Origin of the sequence: Pedobacter glucosidilyticus (genome assembly GCF_002483235.1) — a bacterium.
In the GTDB taxonomy this organism is placed as follows: Bacteria; Bacteroidota; Bacteroidia; order Sphingobacteriales; family Sphingobacteriaceae; genus Pseudopedobacter; species Pseudopedobacter glucosidilyticum_B.
Genome location: NZ_DLHN01000018.1, coordinates 108,110 through 132,546 on the forward strand (window position 1 = coordinate 108,110; position 24,437 = coordinate 132,546).

A 24,437-nucleotide genomic window follows, 5' to 3' on the forward strand; every position below is an offset into this window, starting at 1 on the left:
CTAGGATTGGTGAGGTGATAATTGCTTTATTTTGGTAGCTTCTTTTTGACAATTTTTAGCACATGCGCAAGCCTTACCCACACATTTATTTTCTTGCCAAAGGTCTAAGCTTTTTATGGTAAGTTGTGCTATTTCTTGTAAGGCTTCTTTAGTTAAAAAAGCCTGATGTGGTGTTATCATCACATTAGGAAAAGCCAATAACTGCTGCAACAAGCAATCTTTTTGTTTGTCTTGATGATGATTTTCAAAAAATAAGCCGTGTTCATATTCATAAACATCGGCACCTAAAGCTCCAATCTTACCAGATTTAAGTGCTTGCAAAACATCGTTGGTATTTAATAAACCTCCTCTTCCGGTATTGATTAACATCACACCAGGTTTCATTTTTGCAAGATGCTCTGCATTGATGATATGCCTGGTTTCATCAGTTAAAGGAACATGTAAAGAAATGATATCTGATTTAGCATAAAGCTCTTCTAAACCCACATGCTTTATACCTGTATGTTGATGTTTTACTTGGTCATAAGCCAAAACTTTACAGCCAAAACCGTTAAATATTTTTGCTGTAATCAAGCCAATCTCGCCTAAACCTATTATACCTACAGTTTTACCATACAAGGTAAAACCTACCAAACCATCTAACCTGAAATCGAAGTTTTTGCTTCTTTCTGTTGATAATAAAATTTTACGATTTAAAGCCAAAACAAGCGTTAACACGTGTTCTGCAATACTGTGTGGCGAGTAAGAAGGGATATTAGCTATTTTAATATTGGCTGCCGCCGCTGCTTGTTTATCAATATGATCTGTACCTACAGAACGTGTGGCAATATATTTAACGCCGTAATGGGCAAGCTTTTGAATTACGGATGCCGAAACATCATCACTTGTAAAAACTACAACTGCATCTTTACCTTCTGCATAAGATGTAGTTTCATCAGTTAAAGGATTAGCTATTAGCGTAATATCATGCTTTTTTTGATTGGCTTTTGCCAGCAATTCTTTCTCAAAAGACCTCGTACTGTAAACTACAACTTTCATTTGCTTCGCTTTATACAAGCAAAGCTACCAGCTATATTCCTATTGTAACATGAGTGTAATCAGCAAGAAAAGTGATAAAAATCAATTTTTCATATTTTTAAGACGGTTTACATCTATAATGTGTATCTCACCACCTTTCTTCTCAATCAGTTTTTCTTCTTTAAAATCGCTTAAGGTACGACTAACAGTTTCTGTAGCCATACCAGCCATTGCAGCTAAATCATCTCTAGAAATTTTAAAAATATCCTGATTTTTATTTACTTCCCTGATACGCATTAAAGTTTCTGCCAAGCGTTTCCTTACCGAGTGGTAAGCCAGTTGTACCAATTGTTCTTCCTTTTGATGAATATGTGCAGAAAGTAACCGAATAAACTGCATGGCAACTGCTGTATTATGGTTTAACAAGGCATTCACCTGGTCTTTATGCAACATGCAAATGCTGCTATTTTCCATAGCTTCGGCAGTTTCTGTATGCAACTGACTAATTAAGGCATCATGCACACCAAAATATTCATCGGCATGGTAAATTCCGGTTAAAAGTTCTCTGCCATCTTCACTTAACTTAACGGTTTTAATTTTACCCTCGAGCACTAAATAAATACCTTGTGCATGGTCTTGGTCGTAATAAATAATCTGACCTTTTTTAACCTGTCTTATTTTCTTTTGAGAGATTAACGATTTTAAATCCTGCTTATCTTCAACCTGTGAGGCAAAATCTTCCAGACTTTTTAAGCCTTTTGTATAAAAGGCTTCTTGTTTTTGCTTTTTATTAAGCCTACTTTCTATAGCGTTTAAAAGCTCCATATCGTCAAAAGGCTTAATCAAATAATCATCTGCTCCCATCTCCATTCCTTTACGCATATCTGCTCTTTCTGCTTTAGCCGTCAGAAAAATAAAAGGAATATTAACCGTTTCCGGATTTTTATTCAGCAGATACAAAACACCATAACCATCAAGTTCTGGCATCATGATATCACAAATAATTAAATCTGGAAGGTATTTTTGGGCTTTTTCTGCACCCAATTTGCCGTTAACGGCAGTTTCCACTTCATAACCAGCCAAACCTAAAATTTCTGCTGTTCCTTCTCTAATATCCTCGTTATCTTCTATAATCAGGATTTTCTTTTTCATGCTAAAGATTAAAAATCAGGGTAAATTTAGCGCCTTTGTTTTCTGCACTCTCAAACTCCACCTCGCCATTCATCAATTTAATATAACGGTTAACAATATTTAATCCTAAACCAGTACCCGGGATGCTCCCTGTATTGTTGGCTCTAAAGAAAGGTTCAAATAAATGTTTTTGATCATTTACAGGAATACCAATACCATCATCTTTAATCATCACCATACAGCGTTTTTCATCCAGCTCGGTATTAAACTCTATAAAGGTGTTTTCGCCAGAATATTTAATAGCATTAGCAATCAGGTTGATGATACAATTTTTTAATAAGGCTGCATCTAAAGTAACTAAGCTGCTTTTTCCAGTATGTTGATAAATGATATTTTGATTTTGCTTGGCTATCAATTGCATTTCTTCGGTAATTTCTTCTGCCAGTTTTACCAAATCAAACGGTGCTGCTTGTGGATTAATTTTACCAGCCTCCAGCCTTTCCAGAGATAAGAAATCGTTAAGAATATTGGTAAGGTTGCCCACACCAACTTTTATCTTGCCCACATGTTTGGCAATATTGGGATTTTGATACTCTTGGGCATATTTTTCTATCAAAGATGCAGAGAGTTGTATAGAACTTAAGGGTGTTCTAAACTCATGTGATGCCATAGATACAAATCGGCTTTTTAATTGGTTAAGTTCTTTTTCTTTTTCAAGAGATAAACTAACCTCTTCTTTGGCATTTTGTAACTGCGCAACAATAGATTGTAAAGCTTCTGTTCGCTCTTCTACTAAATGCTCTAGTCTGGATGTGTATTTTCTTAATTGCTCTTCGGCGTCTTTTTCTCTGCTTAAATCGTGTATAAATCCGGTATAAACTATCCTGCCTTCGTACTGCACTTTACTTACGGCTAGCCTGAATGGAAATTGGCTTCTATCTTTTCTTAGCCCAGTTACCTCTCTACCAATCCCAATAATATGTGCTTCGCCTGTTTGGTGGTAGCGATGGATATAACCATCGTGTTGAGACCTATAAGGTTCTGGCATCAACATCGATATATTTTTACCTACTACTTCATTAACCTGGTAACCAAACAGTTCACAGGCCGATGGGTTAATGGCTTCTATTAATCCTGTTGTATCAATGGTAATAATCCCATCAATAGCGTTATTAATAATTGCTTCCAGTAAAGCCTCTTTATCCATTTGGCTAATTTATCTTAAAAGTATTACTAATAAAAATACTTATGAAGATTATTTATATCGCTCCTCAAATGCTTTCTCTAAAGCTTCTCTATGGTCTGGATGTGCTATTTCTATCAAAGCTCTTCCTCTTTGTTTTAAACTTTTTCCATACAAATTTACTATACCATATTCCGTTACCACCCATTGTACATGTCCTCTGGTGGTTACCACACCTGCACCTTCTTTTAAGAAAGGAACAATTCTGGAGATTCCTTTATTGGTAGTTGATGGCAAAGCAATTATAGGTTTACCACCTTGCGATAAAGATGCACCTCTGATAAAATCCATTTGCCCACCAATACCAGAAAATTGGTATGTTCCTATAGAATCTGCGCAAACCTGACCTGTTAAATCAATTTCTATGGCACTATTGATAGCAATTACTTTAGGGTTTTGGCGGATAACACTCGTATCATTTACATAATTGATATTCATCACCCTTACCGATGTATTATCATCCACAAAATCATACAATTTTCTGGTGCCTACCATAAAAGAAGTAACCGTTTTACCTCTGTTAAGCTTCTTCATACTATTATCAATAACGCCACTTTCTATCAATGGGATTACTCCATCAGAAAGCATTTCGGTATGCAGACCTAAATTTTTATGGTTTACCAAATTTTTTAGAACTTGGTCTGGAATACTACCAATTCCTAATTGTAAGGTAGAACCATCTTCTATCAAAGAAGCCACATTTTTACCAATTTGCACCACTACATCGCTGGCTTTTGTAGCATAATCTACTTCTGGAAGCTCTGCCTTTTGCCAAACCAATGCATTTATTTTATTGATATGGATAAACCCATCTCCGTGTGTTCTGGGCATAAAAGGATTAACCTGAGCAATCACATATTTCGCATTTTCTATGGCTGCTCTGGCAATATCTACCGATGTTCCTAAAGAACAATAACCATGTTTATCTGGTACGGATACTTGAATAATGGCTACGTCAATAGGTAAATAGTTTTCGTTAAACAGGATAGGTATCTCACTTAAAAATACAGGTACATAATCGCCAAACTGGCTATTAGCTACCGCTCTGGAATTTGCCGATACAAATAAGGAATTGAAGAAAAAACTATTTCTGTATTTTTCATCATTAAAATTGACATCTCCTAAAGTGGTGATGCTAACCAATTCAACATTTTCCAATTCCTGATACCTATGTTGTAAGGCTTTTATAAGGTGTACAGGTGTTGCAGCACTTCCATGTAAAAACACCCTATCTCCTGACTTTACTGCTTTAACGGCCTCTGCGGCACTGATATAATGAACATCCATGTGGCTAAATTTTATGGCTCAAAATAGCTTTATTTTAAGCTTATAAAAAATGACAATCGTCATCAAAAAAGGTTTCTTTTATCTCTAAATATGACCAAAAAATAAAGCTTAAGTGACTAAAATCATATTCTAAAAGGATTATTAATCGGTATTTCGTAAAAAAAATAATTTAATGAGTCATACATTTCATATTCCTGTTTTAGGTTTAGCATATTCTGTTGATACGCCGCTAAAAGTAGGCCGTTATGGTATTTCTTCTGTTGTATCTATTGTTGATGATCATTTAATAGAAAGAATGCGAGCATACCACGCAAAGCAAAACCAGGAAAACTATATCCCTATTCAAGATAACGAACCGCATTTTAGAGCCAAAAGAATTACTGCCTATTTAAACTTGATGCAAGACTTGCTTGATAAACAGTTTGAAGCTTTAAAACAACAAGCTTTTGAGCCTGGTACAGATTTGACAAGGTATTTTGATTTACAACCAGATCACTCTGCACTTAAAAAAACTTATTTACAAATGCTTAACATTCAAGATGAAGAAATAAAAGCAATTGTACAAAAGCAATTAAAAGATAACATGCAAAAAGGAGCCATAGATGTAAATATTATGGCTAAAGTGGATAAAATAAATAGCCCTATCCATGGTGAAGAGCAGTTGAGTGATGCGTTGGCTTCTTTACAAGGTTTTGCGGAGAGTAAATTAAATGCTGGCGTGGTTTTATCTGCCGGGATGAACCCTAGATTATACGCACATTTAGAGAATTTCAAAGATTTTTATCCTAATGAAAACCATCTAATAAAAAAGACCATTATTTTAAAAGTTTCTGATTTTAGATCGGCTCTAATTCAAGCAAAATTCTTAGCAAAAAAAGGTTTATGGGTTTCAGAATTTAGGATAGAATCGGGATTAAATTGTGGCGGCCATGCCTTTGCTACTGAGGGTTATTTATTGGGCCCTATTTTAGAAGAATTTAAGGTAAAAAGACAAGAAATGCTTGCCGAGCTTGCCGGGATGTACAAAAATGCGCTATTGACAAAAGGTTATACTGGCGATATAGAAACACCTCGAATGAAAATAAGTGTACAGGGTGGTATAGGTACAGCAGCAGAAGACAATTTTTTATTAAAGCATTATGAGTTAGACGCTACGGGCTGGGGCAGTCCGTTTTTATTGGTTCCGGAAGCTACCAATGTGGATGAAGAAACGCTTAACAATTTAGCTGAAGCTACTCGAGAGGATTTTTACATCAGCGGCTCATCGCCTTTGGGTGTTCCTTTTAATAATTTCAGAAAAACTACTGCAGAAAAACTTCGTTTAGAGCGTATTGCAAAAGGAAAACCTGGCAGCCCATGTACCAAAAAATACTTAGTTTCTAATACCGAGTTTACCAAAGAGCCTATTTGTACAGCTTCCAGAAAATATCAAAACTTAAAAATAAAATCGCTTCAAAACAGTGGTTTAGATGAACAAGACTTGCAAACTAAAATAAACGAAGTAACAGAGAAAATTTGCCTATGCGAGGGCCTAGTTACCTCTGCTTATTTAAAGAACGACATGATAAAATCGAAAGAAAGCAAAGCAGTAACCATTTGCCCTGGTCCTAATATTGCTTATTTTTCTGGCAAGTTTTCTTTAGATGAGATGGTAAAACACATTTACGGAAAAATCAATTTACTGGCTGGTACAGAGCGCTCTAATATGTTTATTAACGAACTTAATTTGTATATAGAGCATCTAAAAAAAGATATCAGCATGAGCTGGCAAGATTTATCTGACAAAAAGGTTAAATACTATACCAAGTTTAGAGCGCAGTTAGAACAAGGTATCCATTACTATAAACAGCTTATTCCGGAGATTCAAAACCAAACGGATATGTATAAAAACAAGATGCTTAAAGAATTACAAGAGGCAGAGGAAAAACTTAAAATGATGATTTTCGCTACTGAAAACACGTAAATCATAGATTTTTTTTCAAATGTCTTTTGGAAGACTTAATCCTAAAGCACATCAGTATATAATGTTCTTAAAAGCCAATCATCAACCAGGATCATGGTATGATTGGCTTTTTTAGTTGCTATAAACAGTCATGATGAAGTAAAAACTAAATCTACATGATAGGGTTAGGTATTTGGATAGTATTTTTGTTAAAAATATTAAGGATATGAATATTACCGTATATACAGAATCAACACCTAACCCCTCAACAATGAAATTCATTGTTAATAAATTATTAATCAACGGCAGTGTAGATTACCCTAATAAAGAAAGTGCATCTGCATCAAGATTTGCATCAGAATTATATAAATTCAGTTTTGTTAACGGCGTGTTTTTCGCTAGTAATTTTGTTACGGTAACCAAAACAGAAGATGCAGAGTGGAATGATATTGAGCCTATTTTGAAAGAATTTGTTAAGGGTGCTGTAGAATCAGAATACAACGTACAAGAAAAAGTACAGGATGAGAATGTGAATTTTGAAGGTACAGAAGTAGAAGTTAAAATTCAGCAAATTTTACATGATTATGTAAGGCCTGCTGTAGAGCAAGACGGTGGTGCTATCAGTTACAAATCTTTTGAAGATGGTATCGTAACTGTAGAATTAAGAGGCTCTTGCAGTGGCTGCCCTTCTTCTACCATTACCTTAAAATCGGGTATCCAAAGTTTATTACAAAGAATGGTTCCAGAAGTTAAAGAAGTAGTTTCTGAAGCGCTTTAAACATTTTTGTTAGATTATAGAAAAAGGGATACGCTTATCATCAGCTATCCCTTTTTTAATGCCATTAAGGTTGTGGTGGCGTACCAGGCTGTATAGGAACAGGAGATGATGTTGGCGGATTAGGCTGACTTGGAGTAGGTACAGGAGTAGGTAAAACCGGCTGTTTATTGGGGTTTTTAGTTGCATCGGGGTTTACTTTAACCGTATCCGTTGGATAAGGAGGTATAGGATATTTAGGATCAGGAATAGAAGAACCACCGGGTACAGGTGCCGATTTTAAAATAGGCTTCCCTGTTGTATCTCTACTACTTTGGTTATTTTTATTCTTCTTCCCCATATCTACAGTATCTGCCCGAAGCTGATGACTATAAATGACTGTATTATCATACAATGAGTGTACTGTTGTAGCATAAGCAAAAGAACCTGCTAGTATTGCTGCTGTTAAAATGGATGTTTTCATAAGTGTATCAATTATTTAGTAAATGTTGATTAAATACTTAAAAAATCATTCCAATATCTAAACTGCTTTAAATCAAACATTTTATCCTTCGTTTTTAAACCTTTTTGACATTTCTGGCAATTGAATTGTAAGTATTTATTTGATTTAAATAACAAATTTATAACTACTAGTGCCATGATAGAGCTCTTTGTAAGATCGTTACCTCTTAAAGATGTAATAGCCAACCTAGCAGAAGAAATGAAAACTTCTTATGATAAGAACTGTAACGAATATATCTTAAACATACCCACAGCCTACGGTAAAGGATTAATTAGAGGAATTAATTTTACGCAAGGTTTTGGACTTATAGAGTATAATTGCTTTTTTAAAGAAGAGGTAAGTATTCATTTCTCTTTAAATAACATCCACCCTTTAAAATTTATTTATTGCAGCGAGGGCTTTTTAAAACATAGATTTGAAGAAAAAGAAGACCTCCATCAAATAGACCAATTCCAGAATGTGGTTGTTTCCAGCTCTTCTAAAAACGGACATGTTTTAATCTTCCCTAAAAACATCCAAATCAGGATGAATAGTTTGGAAATAAACCGTACTGATTTTAAAACCAAAATAGACTGCGATATTAATAATTTGGATAAAAGGTTAAGAAGTGTTTTTAAGGATTTAAGAGCTAAACATTTATTTTATTACCATGGTAATTATAGTTTGGCTATGGCTAAATGTATACAAGATATTAACTCGTCCAAACAAACAGGCTTTGCCAGAAGATTGCTTTTAGAAGGTAAAGCCAACGAAATTTTAAGCATACAGATTCAAGATTTTGAAGACGACCAGCGTAACGATTCGAGAAAACAAATACTTAGGAAAGCAGATTTAAGACAAATTGAAGAAGCAGCACATATTCTTAAAACAGAACTAGCCAACCCTATTACGATTAAAGATTTAGCTAAAAGAGTAGGTACCAATACAACCAAGTTACAAGAAGGTTTCCAGCATTTGTTTGGCACATCTGTTAATAATTATCTTAGAAATTTGAGATTAGAATTTGCCCGCGATCAGCTTATTTTAGGAGAATTAAATATTAGTGAGATAGCAGCTCAAATAGGTATTGTTAATAAAAGTTATTTTTCTAGAATTTTTAAAGAAGCCTACGGATTAAATCCTAAAGAGTTATCTCAACAAATAAAAAATATATCTAAAAAGTCAAATCGTTTAAATTTATAACTCATAAGCATAATAATAATAGTCTAATTAAGCAAAAGCTTAAATAATAAGTAAGATGCCCTTAATATTGCAGCATGTCTATTTATATGCGCATTGTTATCATTTTACTTATTATCACCATTTCTATTTTTTTAATGGCTTCTAGCCAGCTTTACACGCATGATATAGATTATTTAATCTTAAGCTTCTGGATTGTTTTTACCCTACTGGTTATATTTATCATTAAGGTTATTGTAAAAAAATGAGAGCACTCCAGAAACAGAGTGCTCTCTCTGGATAGATAGAAATAAAAAACGAATTGAAATAAGCTACGACACCCTTTGTTTAACCTTCGCATATTGGGCACCGTAACTTATGACATAAATTTAAGCATCTTCAAAACAATTATAAAATACTCTTTATCAATAAATTGAATAGTGATAAAATTTTTACGTTTTAGAGCATTATCTAATTAAGCTTAAAGAATTGTATTTTGCAAAGTGCTTTCTATACTTGTTCCGCATTATAATTTTATCAACCAAACGCTGTTTCTAGAATTAGAACTGCAGTGTTTAAGCTTACCCTTAGATTTCGAAATTATTGTTATTGATGATGCCTCTTTAACTCCCTATAAAAACTACTTAAACCAATTTAATAAGGCATATTTTAACATTATTTTTTTGGATAAAAATATCGGAAGATCGGCCATTAGAAATCTTTTAGCAGCAAAAGCCTCCTACCCTTTTTTATTATTTTTAGATGGAGATAGCTGTATTAAACATCCTAACTTTATCAAAAACTACCTCAATTTTGTTCAACAAAACCCTGCCGCTGATCTTGTTTGTGGCTTACGCAATTATCCCGAATGCTTAAATAAGGAATATTTATTACACCATTATTACGGTACTAAAGTAGAAATGCTTGCCTCAAAACAAGCTTTTCATAGCTCTAATTTCCTTATCAAAAAGGAAGTTTTTAAAGCCCTACAATTTGATGAACGCTTAACCCATTATGGTTATGAAGATGTTGTTTTTGGCTTAACGGCAAAGGCTAAAGGTTATACCATCAAAAATTCCGATAATCCAGTTATCCATCTACAGTTAAAAACAAATCAGCAATTTATGGCAGATACTGAGGACGCTGTTCAAAATCTAGCACAACTGATGCAATTGCCACAATATGAAATTATTTTGAAAGAAATACCGCTTATCCGTATTTACTTATTATATAAGAAAACTGGTTTATGGCATTTATTAGCAGGTTTAAAGTCTCGTTTAAGAAAAAATCTGGAACAAGAAAAACCAAACGCTACAAGCATCAAAAAGCTACAGTTATACAAGCTATTACATTTACATTATTGCTTAAGCTGATATCCCTCTTCAGATTTAAAAATATCTCCGGCTTCTAGTAAAAGTCTTATCACGTTTAGTTTATCCTTCTCTGAACCCATTTTTATAGTTTTTACCAAATCCTCCAAACTTAATGGTTTAACGGCCAGGTTTTCTAAAACTGTTGCCATCATTTTGGCTTTTAAAAGGCTTCTTTTTTTATGGATACAAACATCGCAAATGCCACAAGCTTTGGTATCTGTTTCGTTAAAATAAGATAGAATTTGCTCGCTTCTGCATTTGTCTTGCGTTACATAAGCCAGCATGGCGGTCATCTTAGTTTGGTAAACGTTTTTCCTTTCTTTGTAAAAGTTAAAATCAAGGTATAAGTCTTCAGTTTTGTAACGTGGTTTTAAGAAAGTTAACAAAGGCTTATCTGTTTTTTTGATGTAGCTAATCACCCCCAAATCATGCAGTTCTTGCAGCATCTTCACCACATCATCAAACCTGATTTGGTTTTTAGAGGCTAAATCAACCTCTTTGATAGCCACAAAATAATCAAAAGCACCACCATATATTCTTAAAATACTTTTGATAAATAAATCATAACGGGCTTGCTCTACCTGAAATTTGTATAAATCCTCTCCGTTAACCAAAAACTGAATTCTGCTGGGCAACAAAGCCTGCTCGCTTAAAGTTATATAACCATTTTGCTCTAACGTTTTCACAGCACTTAAAGCGGTAATCACATCGAGCTGAAATTTCTGACAAAAATCACCCACCTGAAACTCATACATCACCCCCTCACCGGCTTCAAAAGGTATCTGTAAATAGTTACATAATAAGTGGTAGTATCTCCTCACCTCTTCTAACGGCGGGAAATTCTGCTCGAAGCGTTTCTCAAACAATAATTTATCTATTTTTTGATAGAGTAAAACGGCAAAAGCCTTTTGCTCATCTCTGCCTGCTCTACCCGCTTCCTGATAATAAGCTTCTAAACTCTCAGGCATCTCGTAATGTATCACCAAACGCACATCGGGCTTATCTATCCCCATACCAAAAGCATTGGTAGCCACCATTATCCTGAGTTGGCTGCTAATCCACATTTGTTGGCTTTTACTTCTAGCATCGGCATCTAAACCTGCATGGTAATAACTAGCGCTAATACCATATTGGTAAAGATATTTGGCAATTTCTACGGTATCTTTTCTGGTTTTTACGTAAACAATACCACTTCCAGGTACTTTTTGGCATATTTCAATTAATTTTTGAAGCTTATTCTCCAGGTTTAAAACCGAGTAAGAAAGGTTAGTACGTTCAAAGCTTTTTCTAAAAACCTTTGGATGTTTAAAATCCAGCTTTTGCATGATATCTGCCTGTACCTGCTCTGTAGCCGAAGCTGTTAAAGCCAACATGGGTACCTCTGGATGCAAAGTTCTGATAGCGGTAAGCTGTAGATAAGGAGGTCTAAAATCATAGCCCCATTGCGATATACAATGGGCTTCATCTACCGCAAACAAATTTACCTTCATGTGCTTGATGCGTTCCCGCACCAAATCGGTAGCTAATCTTTCTGGCGATATGTATAAGAATTTAACAGGCCCATAAATACAATTATCTAAAGCAATATCAATCTCCCGTTTTCCCATGCCTGATATGATGGCTATGGCATTGATTCCTTTTTTTTGTAAATTCTCTACCTGATCCTTCATCAAGGCAATTAATGGCGAAACTACAATACAAATACCGGGCATAGCCATAGCCGGAACCTGGAAGCATATAGATTTACCTCCTCCGGTAGGTAGCAGTGCCAATGTATCATTTTTGTTTAATACGGCAGTTACAATATCCTCTTGAAGTGGTCTAAAACTATCGTAACCCCAATATTGCTTTAAAATTTCATGTATCGTCATAAGAAGCCAAGCCTACCAAAGCTATAAAATTTATTAAATTGCAGCTTTATTAAGATGTATTTGTGATGAAAAATTTTCTAAAACTAAGTCTTTTTCTTTGTGCTTTTGCTACGGCAGCGTTAGCACAAGAAAATCAAAAATGGAATATAGAAAAACCGGGTACTGCTTTAAAACCATTATCTTTTACTACCGATGAAGGAACCTGGATGAATTTAGATGTTAGTCCGGATGGAAAACACATCATATTTGACCTTTTAGGTGATATTTACAGAATACCTATTACCGGAGGAAGTGCAGAATTGCTAGCCGGAGGTTTTGCATGGGAAGTACAACCCCGCTACTCGCCCGATGGAAAATATATTTCTTTTACCAGCGATAAAAATGGTGGCGATAACATCTGGATGATGAATAGTGATGGTACAGGAAAAAAACAAGTTACTAAAGAAGACTTCCGCCTGCTAAATAATGCCGTTTGGACAGCGGATAGCAAATACATCATCGCTAGGAAGCACTATACGGGCTATCGTTCTTTAGGTGCTGGCGAGCTTTGGATGTATCATATTTCTGGCGGCTTAGAGGGTATCCAACTCACCAAAAGGAAAAACGACCAGCAAGATTTAGGCGAACCACATACTTCACCAGATGGCGCATCGGTTTATTTTAGCGAGGATGTTAGTCCGGGTCCTTATTTCCAATACAATAAAGATCCTAACGGTGATATTTATGCCATAAAAAAACTCAATTTTAGTGACGGTAGTATAGAAACAGTAGTGGGAGGACCAGGTGGTGCTGTTCGTCCGCAAGTTTCTAGAGATGGTAAAATGCTAGCTTTTGTAAAACGAGTACGTTTAAAGTCTCAGCTTTTTGTGCATAACCTAGAAACCGGAGAAGAATATCCTGTTTATGATGATTTATCCAGAGACCAGCAAGAAGCTTGGGCAATTTTTGGCGTATACCCCAATTTTAACTGGACACCAGATAACCGCTCTTTAATTTTTTATGCCAAAGGGAAAATCAAAAAAGTTGATGTACAAAATTTAATGGTTTCTGAAATTCCTTTCCAAGTAAACGTTAAACAAAATATAGCTGATGCTGTAAGGTTTAACCAAACTGTTTTTACTGATGATTTTGATGTTAAAATGATCCGGCAGTTGGCTACCTCTCCCGATGGTAAAATGGTAGCTTTTAATGCTGCAGGATATATTTACACCAAAACCCTGCCCAGCGGAAAAGTAGAAAGGTTAACCAATGGAAGCGATTGGGAGTTTGAACCCTCTTTTAGTCCTGACGGAAAATTTATCGTGTACACTACCTGGAACGATGAGCTCCGTGGAACTATCCAAAAAATAGATTTAAAAACAAAAAGAAGCACCACCATCAGTCCGGAGCGTGGCTTTTACTATTCGCCAAAATTTAATAACAAAGGAGACCAAATTGTATATGTAAAAGGTGTTGGGAATGATGTTTTAGGGTACACTTTTGGTAAGAACCCCGGAATTTATGTGGTATCTGCTAATGGCGGACAAGCAACATTCATCACCAAGAGAGGTATAAAACCCATGTTTAATGAGCAAGATAACCGCATTTATTACCAAGCCAGAGAAAATGGTAAAAAAACATTAAGCAGCTGCGATTTAAATGGTAACCACAACAAAACTCATTATACCTCTACCTACACAACAGATTTTATCCCTAGTCCGGATGGTAAATGGCTAGCTTTTCAAGAATTGTTTAATGTGTATCTAGTACCTTTACTCCAAAACGTTCAAAACATAGATTTATCTGCCAATCAAAAAGCCTATCCCCTTAAAAAGCTTAGCAAAGATGCAGGCAGCTATGTACATTGGAGTAAAGATAGTAAAGCTATCCACTGGACCTTAGGGCCGAAATATTATACCCGAGAAATTAAAGATGCTTTTGATTTTGTAGATGAACCGGGCAGCAAAATTACCAAAACAGATAGCTTAGGTTTACCTATTGATTTAAAACTTAAAACAGCTGTACCTAGCGGTAAAATTGCTTTAAAAGGTGCCAGAATCATCACCATGAAGGATAAAGAAGTGATAGAAAACGGCACTATCCTTATAGAAAACAACAAAATTATAGCGTTGGGCAAAGAAAGCGAAGTTAATATCCCGGCTGATGCAAAAGTTTATGGCATGTATGGCAAAACCATTATCCCTGGTTTTATTGATGTACATGCACATTTACACACCAGTCCGGATGGTATCAGTCCGCAACAAGATTGGTCGTACTTTGCCAATCTAGCTTACGGGGTTACCACCGCTCATGACCCCTCAAGCAATACAGAAATGGTTTTTAGCCAAGCAGAGATGATTAAATCAGGCCGTTTAGTAGGTCCGAGATTATACTCTACAGGGACCATATTATATGGTGCAGATGGTGATTTTAAAGCCGTTATCAATAATATAGACGATGCCAGGTTTCATTTAAAAAGGATGCAAGCGGTTGGTGCTTTTTCTGTAAAATCTTATAACCAACCTAGAAGAGAGCAAAGGCAACAAGTTTTACAAGCTGCTAGAGAACTTAAAATGGAAGTGATGCCAGAAGGTGGCTCTACTTTTTTCCATAACATGAATATGATTGCCGACGGGCATACCGGTATAGAACACAATATCCCTATAGTGCCTATCTATAAAGATGTTACCACTTTCTGGAATGCCAGTAAAACGGCTTATACCCCAACTTTAATTGTTTCTTATGGGGCGCAGTCTGGAGAGAATTACTGGTACGATAGAACCAATGTTTGGGAGAATGAAAAACTTGCAGAATTTGTTCCTCGTTCTATCATAGACCCGAGATCTAGAAGGAGAAATACTTCTGAATATGGCGATTATGGCCATATAGAAGTCTCTAAAGCCGTAAATCAAATAGCTGCTGGTGGCACTAAAGTAAATTTAGGTGCGCATGGGCAATTACAAGGTTTAGGTGCCCACTGGGAGCTGTGGATGTTGGCACAAGGCGGTATGAGCGCTCATGAAGTTCTTAAAGCTGCTACCATTAACGGTGCAGATTATTTAGGTATGAGCAAAGAAATTGGCTCTCTAGAGAAAGGCAAACTGGCAGATTTAATTGTGCTGAATGAAAACCCATTGGAAGATATCAGAAATACAGAAAGCATACAGTATGTGATGGTAAATGGTCGCTTATTTGAAGGAGAAACCATGCGAGAGCTAGGCGATAACATACAACCTAGAGGTAAATTTTGGTGGCAGTACAGTAAAACAGAGAACTATCTAGTACCTGGTGGTGAAGTACAAACCTGGACTTTTACCGTTCCGGAGTGTGATTAGGGGTTAGGTGTTAGATGGTTAGGTGGTTAGTTGGTTAGATGGTTAGGTATTAACTTAACGGTGAGGTTTTATCTTTTAATGTTTTATCCGCGGAGGGCGCAGAGGATACGGAGCTGGGTGGTGATTGTGATTTGTTAGGATAAAAATTATGTTTGTTAGCTTAGTTTCCTTTGTGATGGTATTTGTCTGCCTCTATCGCCTGAGGGGCTCTTTTTTAGGGGTATAAGTAATAGGTAGAAAGATGCCTGAAAATTAATATTTTATGTTTAAGGTATCGTTTTATAATATTAAATAATATTTAAGTCTAACAATCTCACCAAAGAACCATCTAACTAACTCTAAAAAGCAGAAAGTTAGATGGTATTATTTTTACCAGCTAAAACGATATTTAGACTGTGTTTTATAAAGATCCCCAGGTTTTAATATAGTGGAAGGAAAAGCTCGCTGATTAGGGGAATCTGGAAAGTGTTGTGTTTCCAGACAAAATGCTGTCCTAAAATCATCTTTAGCCCCTCCTTTAAATGAGTTTTTACTCATCATAAAATTGCCACTATAAAACTGCAAGCCCGGCTCGGTTGTAAAAACTTCCATAGTGATTGAAGTTTTATCTCCCATAACTTTAGCCGCCAAAATCATTTTTTCAGAAGGCTTGCTTTGTAGAACATAATTATGGTCATAACCTTTACCATTTTTTAATTGCTCATCAGGTAAATTAATTCTGGCTCCAATAGCCGTTAGCTCTGTAAAATCAAAAGGAGTATTTTTTACAGGTACTATTTCTCCGGTAGGTATTAAAGTACTGTCAACAGGCGTAAAAGCTTTAGCGTTTATTTGTAATTGATGGTTTAATATATCTCCGCTTCCCTCGCCATTTAAATTAAAGAAAGCGTGGTTGGTTAAATTAACCACAGTTTTTTTATCTGTTGATGCTTCATATTGCATGATTAGCTCATTATCATCATTAAGCTTATAAATTACTTTAATAGCTAGATTACCAGGATATCCTTCTTCCATATCTGGAGATAGATAGCTAAGTTCTAAAGTTTGATTATCTATTTGTTTAGCATCCCAAACTACATATTGAAAACCTTTTTTACCACCATGCAAACTATTGGGAGGGTTGTTTATGGCTAGCTGATAATTTACCCCATCTATAGAGAATTTACCTTTTGCTATACGGTTGCCATAACGCCCAATGGTAGCTCCAAAATAAGGTTCTGTAGATGTTATATAATCATCAATACTTTTAAAGCCTACCACAACATCTACAAAAGAAGTGTCTTGTGTGGGGATTAATAAACTCACCAACCTACCACCATAATTGGTAAATACGGCTTTCATCTTATTCTTATTGATTAACTGATAGCATTTAACTTCTTTTCCATCTATCAAGGTATCAAAAGCTGCTGCGTAGTTAGGTAGCTGTTCTTGTGTACTATTTTGTGTTGTTTTGGGTTGTTGGCAAGCATATATCAGCAAAGCTAACATAGCCATAAAGCTTATTTTTAAAATATTCATTTTCGTCAAGTATTAGTTTGAATTGTTGTACGATGCTGGTCGGCAAATTCTGTTGGTGTTAATTTAAATTGCTGATAAAAGCATTTAGAAAAGTAAGAATGCGAACTAAAGCCAACCATATAACCAACCTCAGAGATATTATAATCTTGAGTAGTTAATAATTTAGCAGCATTCTTTAGCCTTATAATTCTGATGAACTCATTAGGTACATAGCCTGTCATACCTTTTACCTTTTTATATAAGCTTGACCTGCTTAAACCCAGTTCTTTACCTAACTCTTCTACAGAAAGTAATGGGTCTGATATACGCAACTCTATAGCTTCTATAAGCTTATTTAAGAACTTTTTATCTTTAGTACCCGACGCTAAAATTTCTGTACTCTCAAAAGGATGTTGCGCAAAACGTTGCTTTAAATTAGCCTGAAGCTCTATTAAATTACGAGCTATTAAAGATAATTGCTTCCATTTAAAAGGTTTAGCAATATATGCATCAGCACCACTTTCTAATCCTTCTATTTCTGCATCTGAATTGGTTTTTGCTGTAAGTAAAATAATAGGTAAATGACTGTAATTGATATCGTTTTTAACCTCTTTACAAAAACTTATGCCATCCATTACAGGCATCATCACATCAGAAATAATTAAATCTACATGATGTTGTTCCAATAGTTTTAAACCTTCTTGTCCGTTATTTGCTTTAATAGGATGATAACCTTCTGAAACCAAACTTTGAGACAAGAAATTGAGTAAAGATTGATCATCTTCTACAACTAAAACAACTGGTTTACCATCATGTTGCTCTGATTCTAGTTCTTCAACCCTATCTAAAGCATGTTGTACTTCTTCTTTCTCCTGAAAAGGAATTAAAATGGTAAAAACAGTTTTTAAACCCTCTTGGCTATCTACCAATAATTTTCCTTGATGCTTTTCTATTAATGATTTAGCTAATGCCAAACCTATACCTGTACCGCCTAAATTACTGTATTGATGTTCTGCAGTGCTTACTTTAAAAAACTTGGTAAAAATAGAGTTGATTTGATCTTTAGGGATACCAATACCGTCATCCTCAATAGAAATAGAAACCATAGCTTGGTTATCTATCATTGCTATACCATTAATACTGATACTGACTTTTTTTCTGGTAAACTTAAAAGCATTAATCAAGAGGTTGCTCATGATTTTCATCAAGGCTTCTGGGTCTGCCATCATTTCTAAATGTTGGTGAGCAGTTTCTAAAGAAAAATCGACACCTTTTTGATAAGAAATAGAAGAAAAACGCTCTTTTAAATTATTGATAAAAGAAACCAGCTCTATTTGTTCTTTGTGTATCTCAAAAATATCACTTTCTATTCTTCTAAAATCTAACAGCTGATTAACTAAAGTTAACAGTCTATCAGAGTTTTCTTCCATAATTTGAAGTTGCTCTTCGCTTTCTGGGTCTTTTTGTTTTTTACCTAATAACCTTTCTAATGGTGCTATAATTAAAGAAAGCGGCGTTCTAATTTCATGTGCCATAGCTGTAAAGAACTCTATCTTTTGCTTGTAGAAATCCTGCTCGCTTTTATTTTTTAATCGCTCTAGCTTAATTTCATTTTCTTTTCTAGCTTTTTCTGTAGCGTATTTTTTGAAGAGGATAAAGGATAGGATGGCTAAAATGGCGTAAACCATGTAAGCCCAAATGGTTTTATAAAATGGTGGTAAAATGGTTAATTGTACAGTAGAGATATTGGTGGTATTTCCCGTGGCGGTATCAGACTCTCTAACTTTAAAAACATAATCTCCGGCAGGCAAATTGGTATAAGTAGCTTTTCTTTGCGAACCAACATTATTCCAATCTTTATCAAAACCATCCATAATGAAAGAATATCTGATTTTGTTTGGCGAAACATAGCTTAAAGCGGCATATTCTATACTGATAACAGATTGATTATGATTAAGGACTATATTTTGAGCAAAATTTATGGTTTGCTTGATAGGGCTATCATCATCTGATAAATCAATATCTTTATTAAACAATTGGAAATTGGTAAATGCTACCTTAGTAGGCTGTGTAGCAGTTTTAATTTTCTGCGGATAAAAAGCATTAAAACCATTTATACCTCCAAAATACAGCTTGCCATCTTTACTTTTATAATAAGATTTATAGTTGTATTGCTGGCTTTGCAGGTTATCCCATCGTCCAAAATTACGAGTGGTATTATTAAGAGTATTGAGCTCAAAAATACCACTATTGGAAGATATCCAAAGGTTAGATTTTTCATCTTTTAGCACTCCATAAACAACATCTGTTGTAATGCCATAACGTTCGTCGTAAACGGTAAATTTCTCTGCTTTTTTATTAAAAACGTTTAAGCCACCACCATCTGTACCTAGCCATAAATTGCCTTTATCATCATCTAAAATAGAAATAACTTTATTAGAACTTATAGCGCCCTCTTTGGGGGCATAGGCGTATTGTTTAAGCTTACCTTTTTTATCAATTTTGATTAAGCCATTATCATAAGTAGCTATCCATAAAACCAAATCTTTATCTTGATAAACCTGATAGATACAGCTTTTAGCTAAATATTTTTCTTGTATACGGATAAAAGAATCGCTTTCTGGATGGTACAGGTTTAAACCCGATATGGTTGATACCCAAATTCTTCCTTCGCGGTCTTCATCTATAGCATAAATACTATTATCACTTAAAGTTTTTGGGTTTGATGGTTTACTTTTATAGCGCTTTATTTTCCCTGTTTTTGGATTAAGAATATTCAATCCACCGGTATACATCCCTATCCAGATATGGCCAGCTTTATCTTCGTAAAGGGCATGAATATTATGGTAAGAAAGAGAATCCTGATTTTTACTAAAAGGATATTTCTGAAAAGTCTTATCAGTCTTGTTAAATAAGTTTAAGCCCCCATCTTCTGTACCTATCCAAAAATTTCCGTTTCTGGTTTCTAAAAAAGCACTTACGGCATTTCCAGAAAGCGAATTGCTAACCCCAGAAGGGTAATAATATTCTAAGCCGAGGGCTTTTTCATGATAATAGTTTAAACCACCAAAATAAGTACCAACCCAAATACCACCTTCTTTATCTTTAAAAACTCGGTAAACTGCATCATCACTTAAACTGTAGGGGTCATTATTTTTATTTTGATAATTAACAAATTTATTGCTTTTGATATCGAAGATATTAAGCCCTTTTTCTGTTGCTAAATAAAGAAGTCCTGGTTTTGGCTGATAGATACTTCTTACGATATTATCACTGATACTTTGCTTTCCAGATTTTTGGTAAACCTTAAATTTCTGGGCTTCCTCGTCCCATAGGTTAAGTCCACCAGACATGGTACCCACCCAAATATGCCCTTCATGGTCAAGATATAAATCTAAAATAACATCATTAGAAAGGCTACCGGGTGCAGAAGAAGCTTTATAATGCTTCATCTCTCTGGTTTTGGGGTTAAGCACATCTATACCTTTGCCATAGGTTCCTATCCAAATATGCCCAGCCTTATCTTCAATAATTTTTGATACTTCATTAGATGAAATACTGTTATTTACCTTTGGGCGATGACTAAACTGAATAAGTTTATTTGAACTAGGCTGATAGCTATAAACGCCTTTTTCTTTAGTTGCTATCCAAATTTGTCCTTTTTTAGACCTAAAAATATCATTGATGAATATCTTCCCCAAGGGCTCAAAAAGCTTAAATTTTTCTGTTTTAAGATTAAAAATATAAATACCTTCATCCGTACCTATCCAAAAGGTGAACTTATCATACTTAAAAATTTTTCTGATAAAGTTATTCCCAATAGTACCTGCTACATTTTTGTTAAACTGGAAAGATTTAAACTCGTAACCATCAAATCTATTAAGTCCATACTTGGTTCCAAACCACATAAAGCCCTGCTCGTCTTGCGCAATATCCCAAATGGTATTGGCACATAAACCGTCTGAAACGGTATAATTTCTGAAAAACATTTTTTGTGCTAGCGCATCCTGAGAGCCCAGGCAAAGCAAAAGCAACCAAATAAAACATGATTTTACGAAATATGGAGGCATTAAATTGGCTTTAAATAGTATGTGTTCTAAGTTAATGCATTTACTTGATTTCGTTTAACTTTTTAATCAACTCTACTTCATCGTTACGGTAAGGTGTACCATCTTTTTTGAAGATATCATGAAACCATTCTATAGGTTGTTCTCCGTTTTCTAAAGGTGTATCCCAAGCATAAATGGTATTAGATTTACCTGCTACCAAACCCCAGTTTATGGCGCCTATATTTTCTCTCTTAAGCATCGGCATGATGTTCGCAAATCTGCTATTTCTGGTTCTTGCCATATACTCTGTACATATCATGGGTCTGCCAAAAGCTTTTAACATATCTATTACTCTTTTATGTAAATCTGGCTCTTCGTAATTGTGATAGGTGATGATATCAGAGTTTAAAGCTTGCATGGCATTTAATGCATGAAAATTCCATGCCCAAAGACCAATACTTATAGGTTGCTGTGGTTCTACTGCCCTAGCCCAAGTTATAACGCTTTTTAATAATGGGAACGATGTATTTAATTTACCAGAGTTTCCCGGTTCATTATACAAATCCCATAATAATATTCTTTCATCGGTTTTAAAATGCGTCATCACATCTTTTACATATTTCTCTAGAGCCGGAAAATTACTAGCATTTTTTGAAGCTGGGTCTCCGGGGTCTTGTACCCAACCAGAGTTATGGATACCTATTTTAGGTTCTGGTTGTTTGCCTGCGAAGCCTTGTTTATTCCAGCAATCATCAAAAAAAACAAATATGGTTTTGATACCATGTTTTTGAGCTATAGAAAGGTATTGTCCTACCCTATTTTTAAAACCCGATGGATCTTTTTCCCAAGCTATGCTATGTAAATATACTCGCATGGTGTTAAAGCCAATGTTTTTTGCCCAAGCCAATTCTTTATCTATGGTAGCTGGGTCAAAAGTTTCGGCCTGCCACATTTCTAATTGATTGATAGCGGTACTTGGTAAAAAATCAGCCCCATTTATCCATTTATGTTTACTATACCAAGCTTTTGCTTTTTCTATTGGCCATACTTTGCCAATAACACTTACCGTAGTATCTTGTGCTTTGATGGTGCTGCTTAAACACAAGAATAAAAGTATCAGTTTAATGATGTTTTTCTTTTTCATATCTGCTAAAATTTTGTTTCCTATTTATTTTCAGAGGGATTTTTTTGTGCTATTCCTGTCTTAACAGGGGTGTTAAAGTTTGGTGTACCATCTGCATTCCAAGTGAATTTTTGTGCTCGTGGAGATCTGTGACCACCGCAACCTTGCCCCGGAGCCGAATTTGCATGATACAATATCCAGTCTTCTGTACCATCAGGAGATTTAAAGAAAGAATTATGCCCTGGTGCGTACACGCCATTTTCTGGCGATTGTTTAAAAACAGGTTGTTGATTTTTCTCCCATGAACTAGCTTTACGGACGTTTTTACCATTTAGACTAAGCATCCCTAAGGCATAAAAATCTGTCCAACAACCACTTGCCGAGTAAATGATAAAGGTTTTATCTCCATTTTTCAGGATTTGCGGACCTTCATTTACAGCTACATGTGGCGGATTATTTGGGTCGTTTAAATCTCCATGAAGCTCCCATGTTAATTGTGGTGTTGATATTTTATAGCGTTTACCTTTTATGGTATAAGGATTTTTCATTTTGGCAATAAAAATTTCTTGCTTTCCATTGGTATCTCCCTCCCAACCAGACCACACCATATACAACTTATTTTTGTGGTAAAATACAGAACCATCTATAGCCCATTTATCTGTTTTGTCATGTACTTTTCCTTTAAATACCCAATTTCCTTCAAAAGGATTGGCAGCATTATTTTCCAAAACATACATTCTATGGTTTTGATTATTACCATCATCAGCAGCAAAATACACATACCATTTACCCTCAATAAAATGAATTTCTGGTGCCCATATTTCTTTAGAATAGTTGGTTCCTGCTGGTGGCATAAAAATGGTTTTCTTTTCTGCCGTTTTCAATTCTGCCAAATTCTTGGTTTTCCAAATTACGATACTGTCTTGTAAAGTATGGGTATAGTAGTAATAACCATCTTTGTAAATACTCCAAGGGTCTGCACCGGCCTCTAGTAATGGGTTGGTAAATGTTTGAGCTTTTAGGGGCTGGTACCAAAAAAATAGCATCAACACCAACACATAATTGTGTATATATTTAAATCGTATTTTCATATTATTTCTCTCCTGAAGGTTTGGTAATTTGTAAACCTATAGCTACAGGTTCTCCAAAATTTGGAAAGCCATCTGCACCTATCGTTATCTTTTGCATCCTCACGTTTCTTTGTTCTGCGCAACCTTGGTTAGGATTACTATTTGCGTGGTAAATCATCCAGTTTTCATTGCCGTCTGGCGATTTAAAAAAAGAATTATGCCCTGGCCCATAAGCTCCACTTTGCGGCTTTTTAGTAAAAACAGGCTGATTGCGTTTTACCCAATCGTTTAAATTGAGCGGATTACCGCCATCATTTAAACTCATTATCCCCAATGCATAATCATCTGTTCCGCAAAAACTTGCAGAATAAACCATAAATACTTTGTTATTGATAGTTAAAACCTGAGGAGCTTCATTAACGCCAAAACCATTTCTCTCCCAAGCAAATTGTGGCGTAGTTAAACGGGTAGATGAGCCTTCCAATGTCCAGGGATTGGTCATCTTTGCGATGTAAATGTTCTGTGTTAAATCTGCATTATTTGGGTCTGGTCTTCCACACCAAAGAAAATACCTTTGGCCATTATGTTCTAAAACGGTACCATCAATAGCCCAAAAATCAGTATCGGTATTAAAAATTCTACCTTTATTTACCCAAGTTCCGGTAGTTGGGTCGGCATTACTATTTTCTAGTACCCAAGTACGCTGTGTTCTGTCCTCGCCATTACCCGCTGTGTAATAGATATACCATTTGTTATCTAAGAAGAATAGTTCTGGTGCCCAAATATTTCTTGAATTAGGCTGCCCGTTAGTTGGTGTAAAAACGGTTACCGCTTGCGCTGATGAAATTTTAGACATTGCATCTGTTTTCCATAATCTGATAGCGTTTCCTACCGTATGCATGTAATAATAAGTACCATCTTTTTGGTAAACTGATGGGTCTGCACCGGTAATTAAAGGATTTGTAAAAGTAGTTTCCTGTGGTGGCACAAAAGGCTCTACAACAGGTTTATCACTACTTTTACATCCTAACCAAAAAACTAATGAATAAACTATATAAATTCTAAAAATCACTCTTACATTCATT

At 35.3% G+C, this 24,437-nt stretch carries 16 protein-coding genes; 5 read left to right on the forward strand and 11 right to left on the reverse strand.

Going from position 1 to position 24,437, the window contains the following annotated elements:
• The 4 genes from B2745_RS05510 to B2745_RS05525 form a co-directional block, all read right to left on the reverse strand.
• A complete protein-coding gene (locus B2745_RS05510; protein WP_304064270.1) occupies positions 1–1,038 on the reverse strand; it encodes a 2-hydroxyacid dehydrogenase in 1,038 nt (345 codons plus the stop codon).
• Positions 1,039–1,119: 81 nt separating this feature from the next.
• Positions 1,120–2,169, reverse strand: a complete 1,050-nt coding sequence (locus tag B2745_RS05515; protein WP_304064271.1) for a response regulator — start codon at positions 2,167–2,169, stop codon at positions 1,120–1,122.
• A gap of 1 nt (position 2,170) precedes the next feature.
• The gene (locus B2745_RS05520) at positions 2,171–3,355 is read right to left on the reverse strand and encodes a PAS domain-containing sensor histidine kinase (protein WP_304064272.1); all 1,185 of its coding nucleotides are present in this window, start codon (positions 3,353–3,355) and stop codon (positions 2,171–2,173) included.
• A 48-nt stretch (positions 3,356–3,403) separates the two neighbouring features.
• Positions 3,404–4,678, reverse strand: coding sequence for an acetyl-CoA hydrolase/transferase family protein (locus tag B2745_RS05525; RefSeq protein ID WP_026903218.1), 1,275 nt, complete (start codon positions 4,676–4,678; stop codon positions 3,404–3,406).
• Positions 4,679–4,850: 172 nt separating this feature from the next.
• Between B2745_RS05525 and B2745_RS05530 the strand changes: the two genes are divergently transcribed.
• Positions 4,851–6,641, forward strand: coding sequence for a hypothetical protein (locus B2745_RS05530; RefSeq protein WP_304064273.1), 1,791 nt, complete (start codon positions 4,851–4,853; stop codon positions 6,639–6,641).
• Positions 6,642–6,846: 205 nt separating this feature from the next.
• Positions 6,847–7,398 (forward strand): NifU family protein, encoded by a 552-nt coding sequence (locus B2745_RS05535; RefSeq protein WP_026903220.1) that lies wholly within the window; start codon positions 6,847–6,849, stop codon positions 7,396–7,398.
• A 64-nt stretch (positions 7,399–7,462) separates the two neighbouring features.
• Here the strand turns inward: B2745_RS05535 and B2745_RS05540 are convergent, their stop codons facing one another.
• Positions 7,463–7,858 (reverse strand): hypothetical protein, encoded by a 396-nt coding sequence (locus tag B2745_RS05540; protein WP_304064274.1) that lies wholly within the window; start codon positions 7,856–7,858, stop codon positions 7,463–7,465.
• A gap of 174 nt (positions 7,859–8,032) precedes the next feature.
• On the opposite strand from B2745_RS05540, the gene B2745_RS05545 reads away from it, so the two are divergent.
• Complete coding sequence (locus tag B2745_RS05545; protein WP_304064275.1) at positions 8,033–9,079, forward strand: helix-turn-helix transcriptional regulator; 1,047 nt, start codon at positions 8,033–8,035, stop codon at positions 9,077–9,079.
• Between the two features lie 479 nt (positions 9,080–9,558).
• Positions 9,559–10,428 (forward strand): glycosyltransferase family 2 protein, encoded by an 870-nt coding sequence (locus B2745_RS05550; protein WP_304064276.1) that lies wholly within the window; start codon positions 9,559–9,561, stop codon positions 10,426–10,428.
• On the opposite strand, the gene B2745_RS05555 is transcribed toward B2745_RS05550, so the two are convergent.
• On the reverse strand, positions 10,413–12,299 hold the full coding sequence (locus B2745_RS05555) for a RecQ family ATP-dependent DNA helicase (RefSeq protein ID WP_304064277.1): 1,887 nt from the start codon (positions 12,297–12,299) through the stop codon (positions 10,413–10,415). The genes B2745_RS05550 and B2745_RS05555 overlap by 16 nt on opposite strands.
• Before the next feature lie 65 nt (positions 12,300–12,364).
• Here B2745_RS05555 and B2745_RS05560 point away from each other — a divergent pair, with 65 nt between their 5' ends.
• On the forward strand, positions 12,365–15,613 hold the full coding sequence (locus tag B2745_RS05560; protein ID WP_304064278.1) for an amidohydrolase family protein: 3,249 nt from the start codon (positions 12,365–12,367) through the stop codon (positions 15,611–15,613).
• Positions 15,614–15,982: 369 nt separating this feature from the next.
• On the opposite strand, the gene B2745_RS05565 is transcribed toward B2745_RS05560, so the two are convergent.
• From B2745_RS05565 to B2745_RS05585, 5 genes are read right to left on the reverse strand one after another with little or no spacing between them, the layout of a single operon-like run.
• A complete protein-coding gene (locus B2745_RS05565; protein ID WP_304064279.1) occupies positions 15,983–17,131 on the reverse strand; it encodes an aldose epimerase family protein in 1,149 nt (382 codons plus the stop codon).
• 5 nt (positions 17,132–17,136) lie between these two features.
• On the reverse strand, positions 17,137–21,180 hold the full coding sequence (locus B2745_RS05570) for a hybrid sensor histidine kinase/response regulator transcription factor (RefSeq protein WP_304064280.1): 4,044 nt from the start codon (positions 21,178–21,180) through the stop codon (positions 17,137–17,139).
• A gap of 40 nt (positions 21,181–21,220) precedes the next feature.
• Positions 21,221–22,303: a cellulase family glycosylhydrolase gene (locus B2745_RS05575; RefSeq protein ID WP_304064281.1), complete on the reverse strand. Its 1,083-nt coding sequence runs from the start codon at positions 22,301–22,303 to the stop codon at positions 21,221–21,223.
• A gap of 20 nt (positions 22,304–22,323) precedes the next feature.
• The gene (locus tag B2745_RS05580) at positions 22,324–23,373 is read right to left on the reverse strand and encodes a glycoside hydrolase family 43 protein (protein WP_304064282.1); all 1,050 of its coding nucleotides are present in this window, start codon (positions 23,371–23,373) and stop codon (positions 22,324–22,326) included.
• 1 nt (position 23,374) lies between these two features.
• Positions 23,375–24,436, reverse strand: a complete 1,062-nt coding sequence (locus tag B2745_RS05585) for a glycoside hydrolase family 43 protein (RefSeq protein ID WP_304064283.1) — start codon at positions 24,434–24,436, stop codon at positions 23,375–23,377.
• Position 24,437 lies beyond the last annotated feature (1 nt).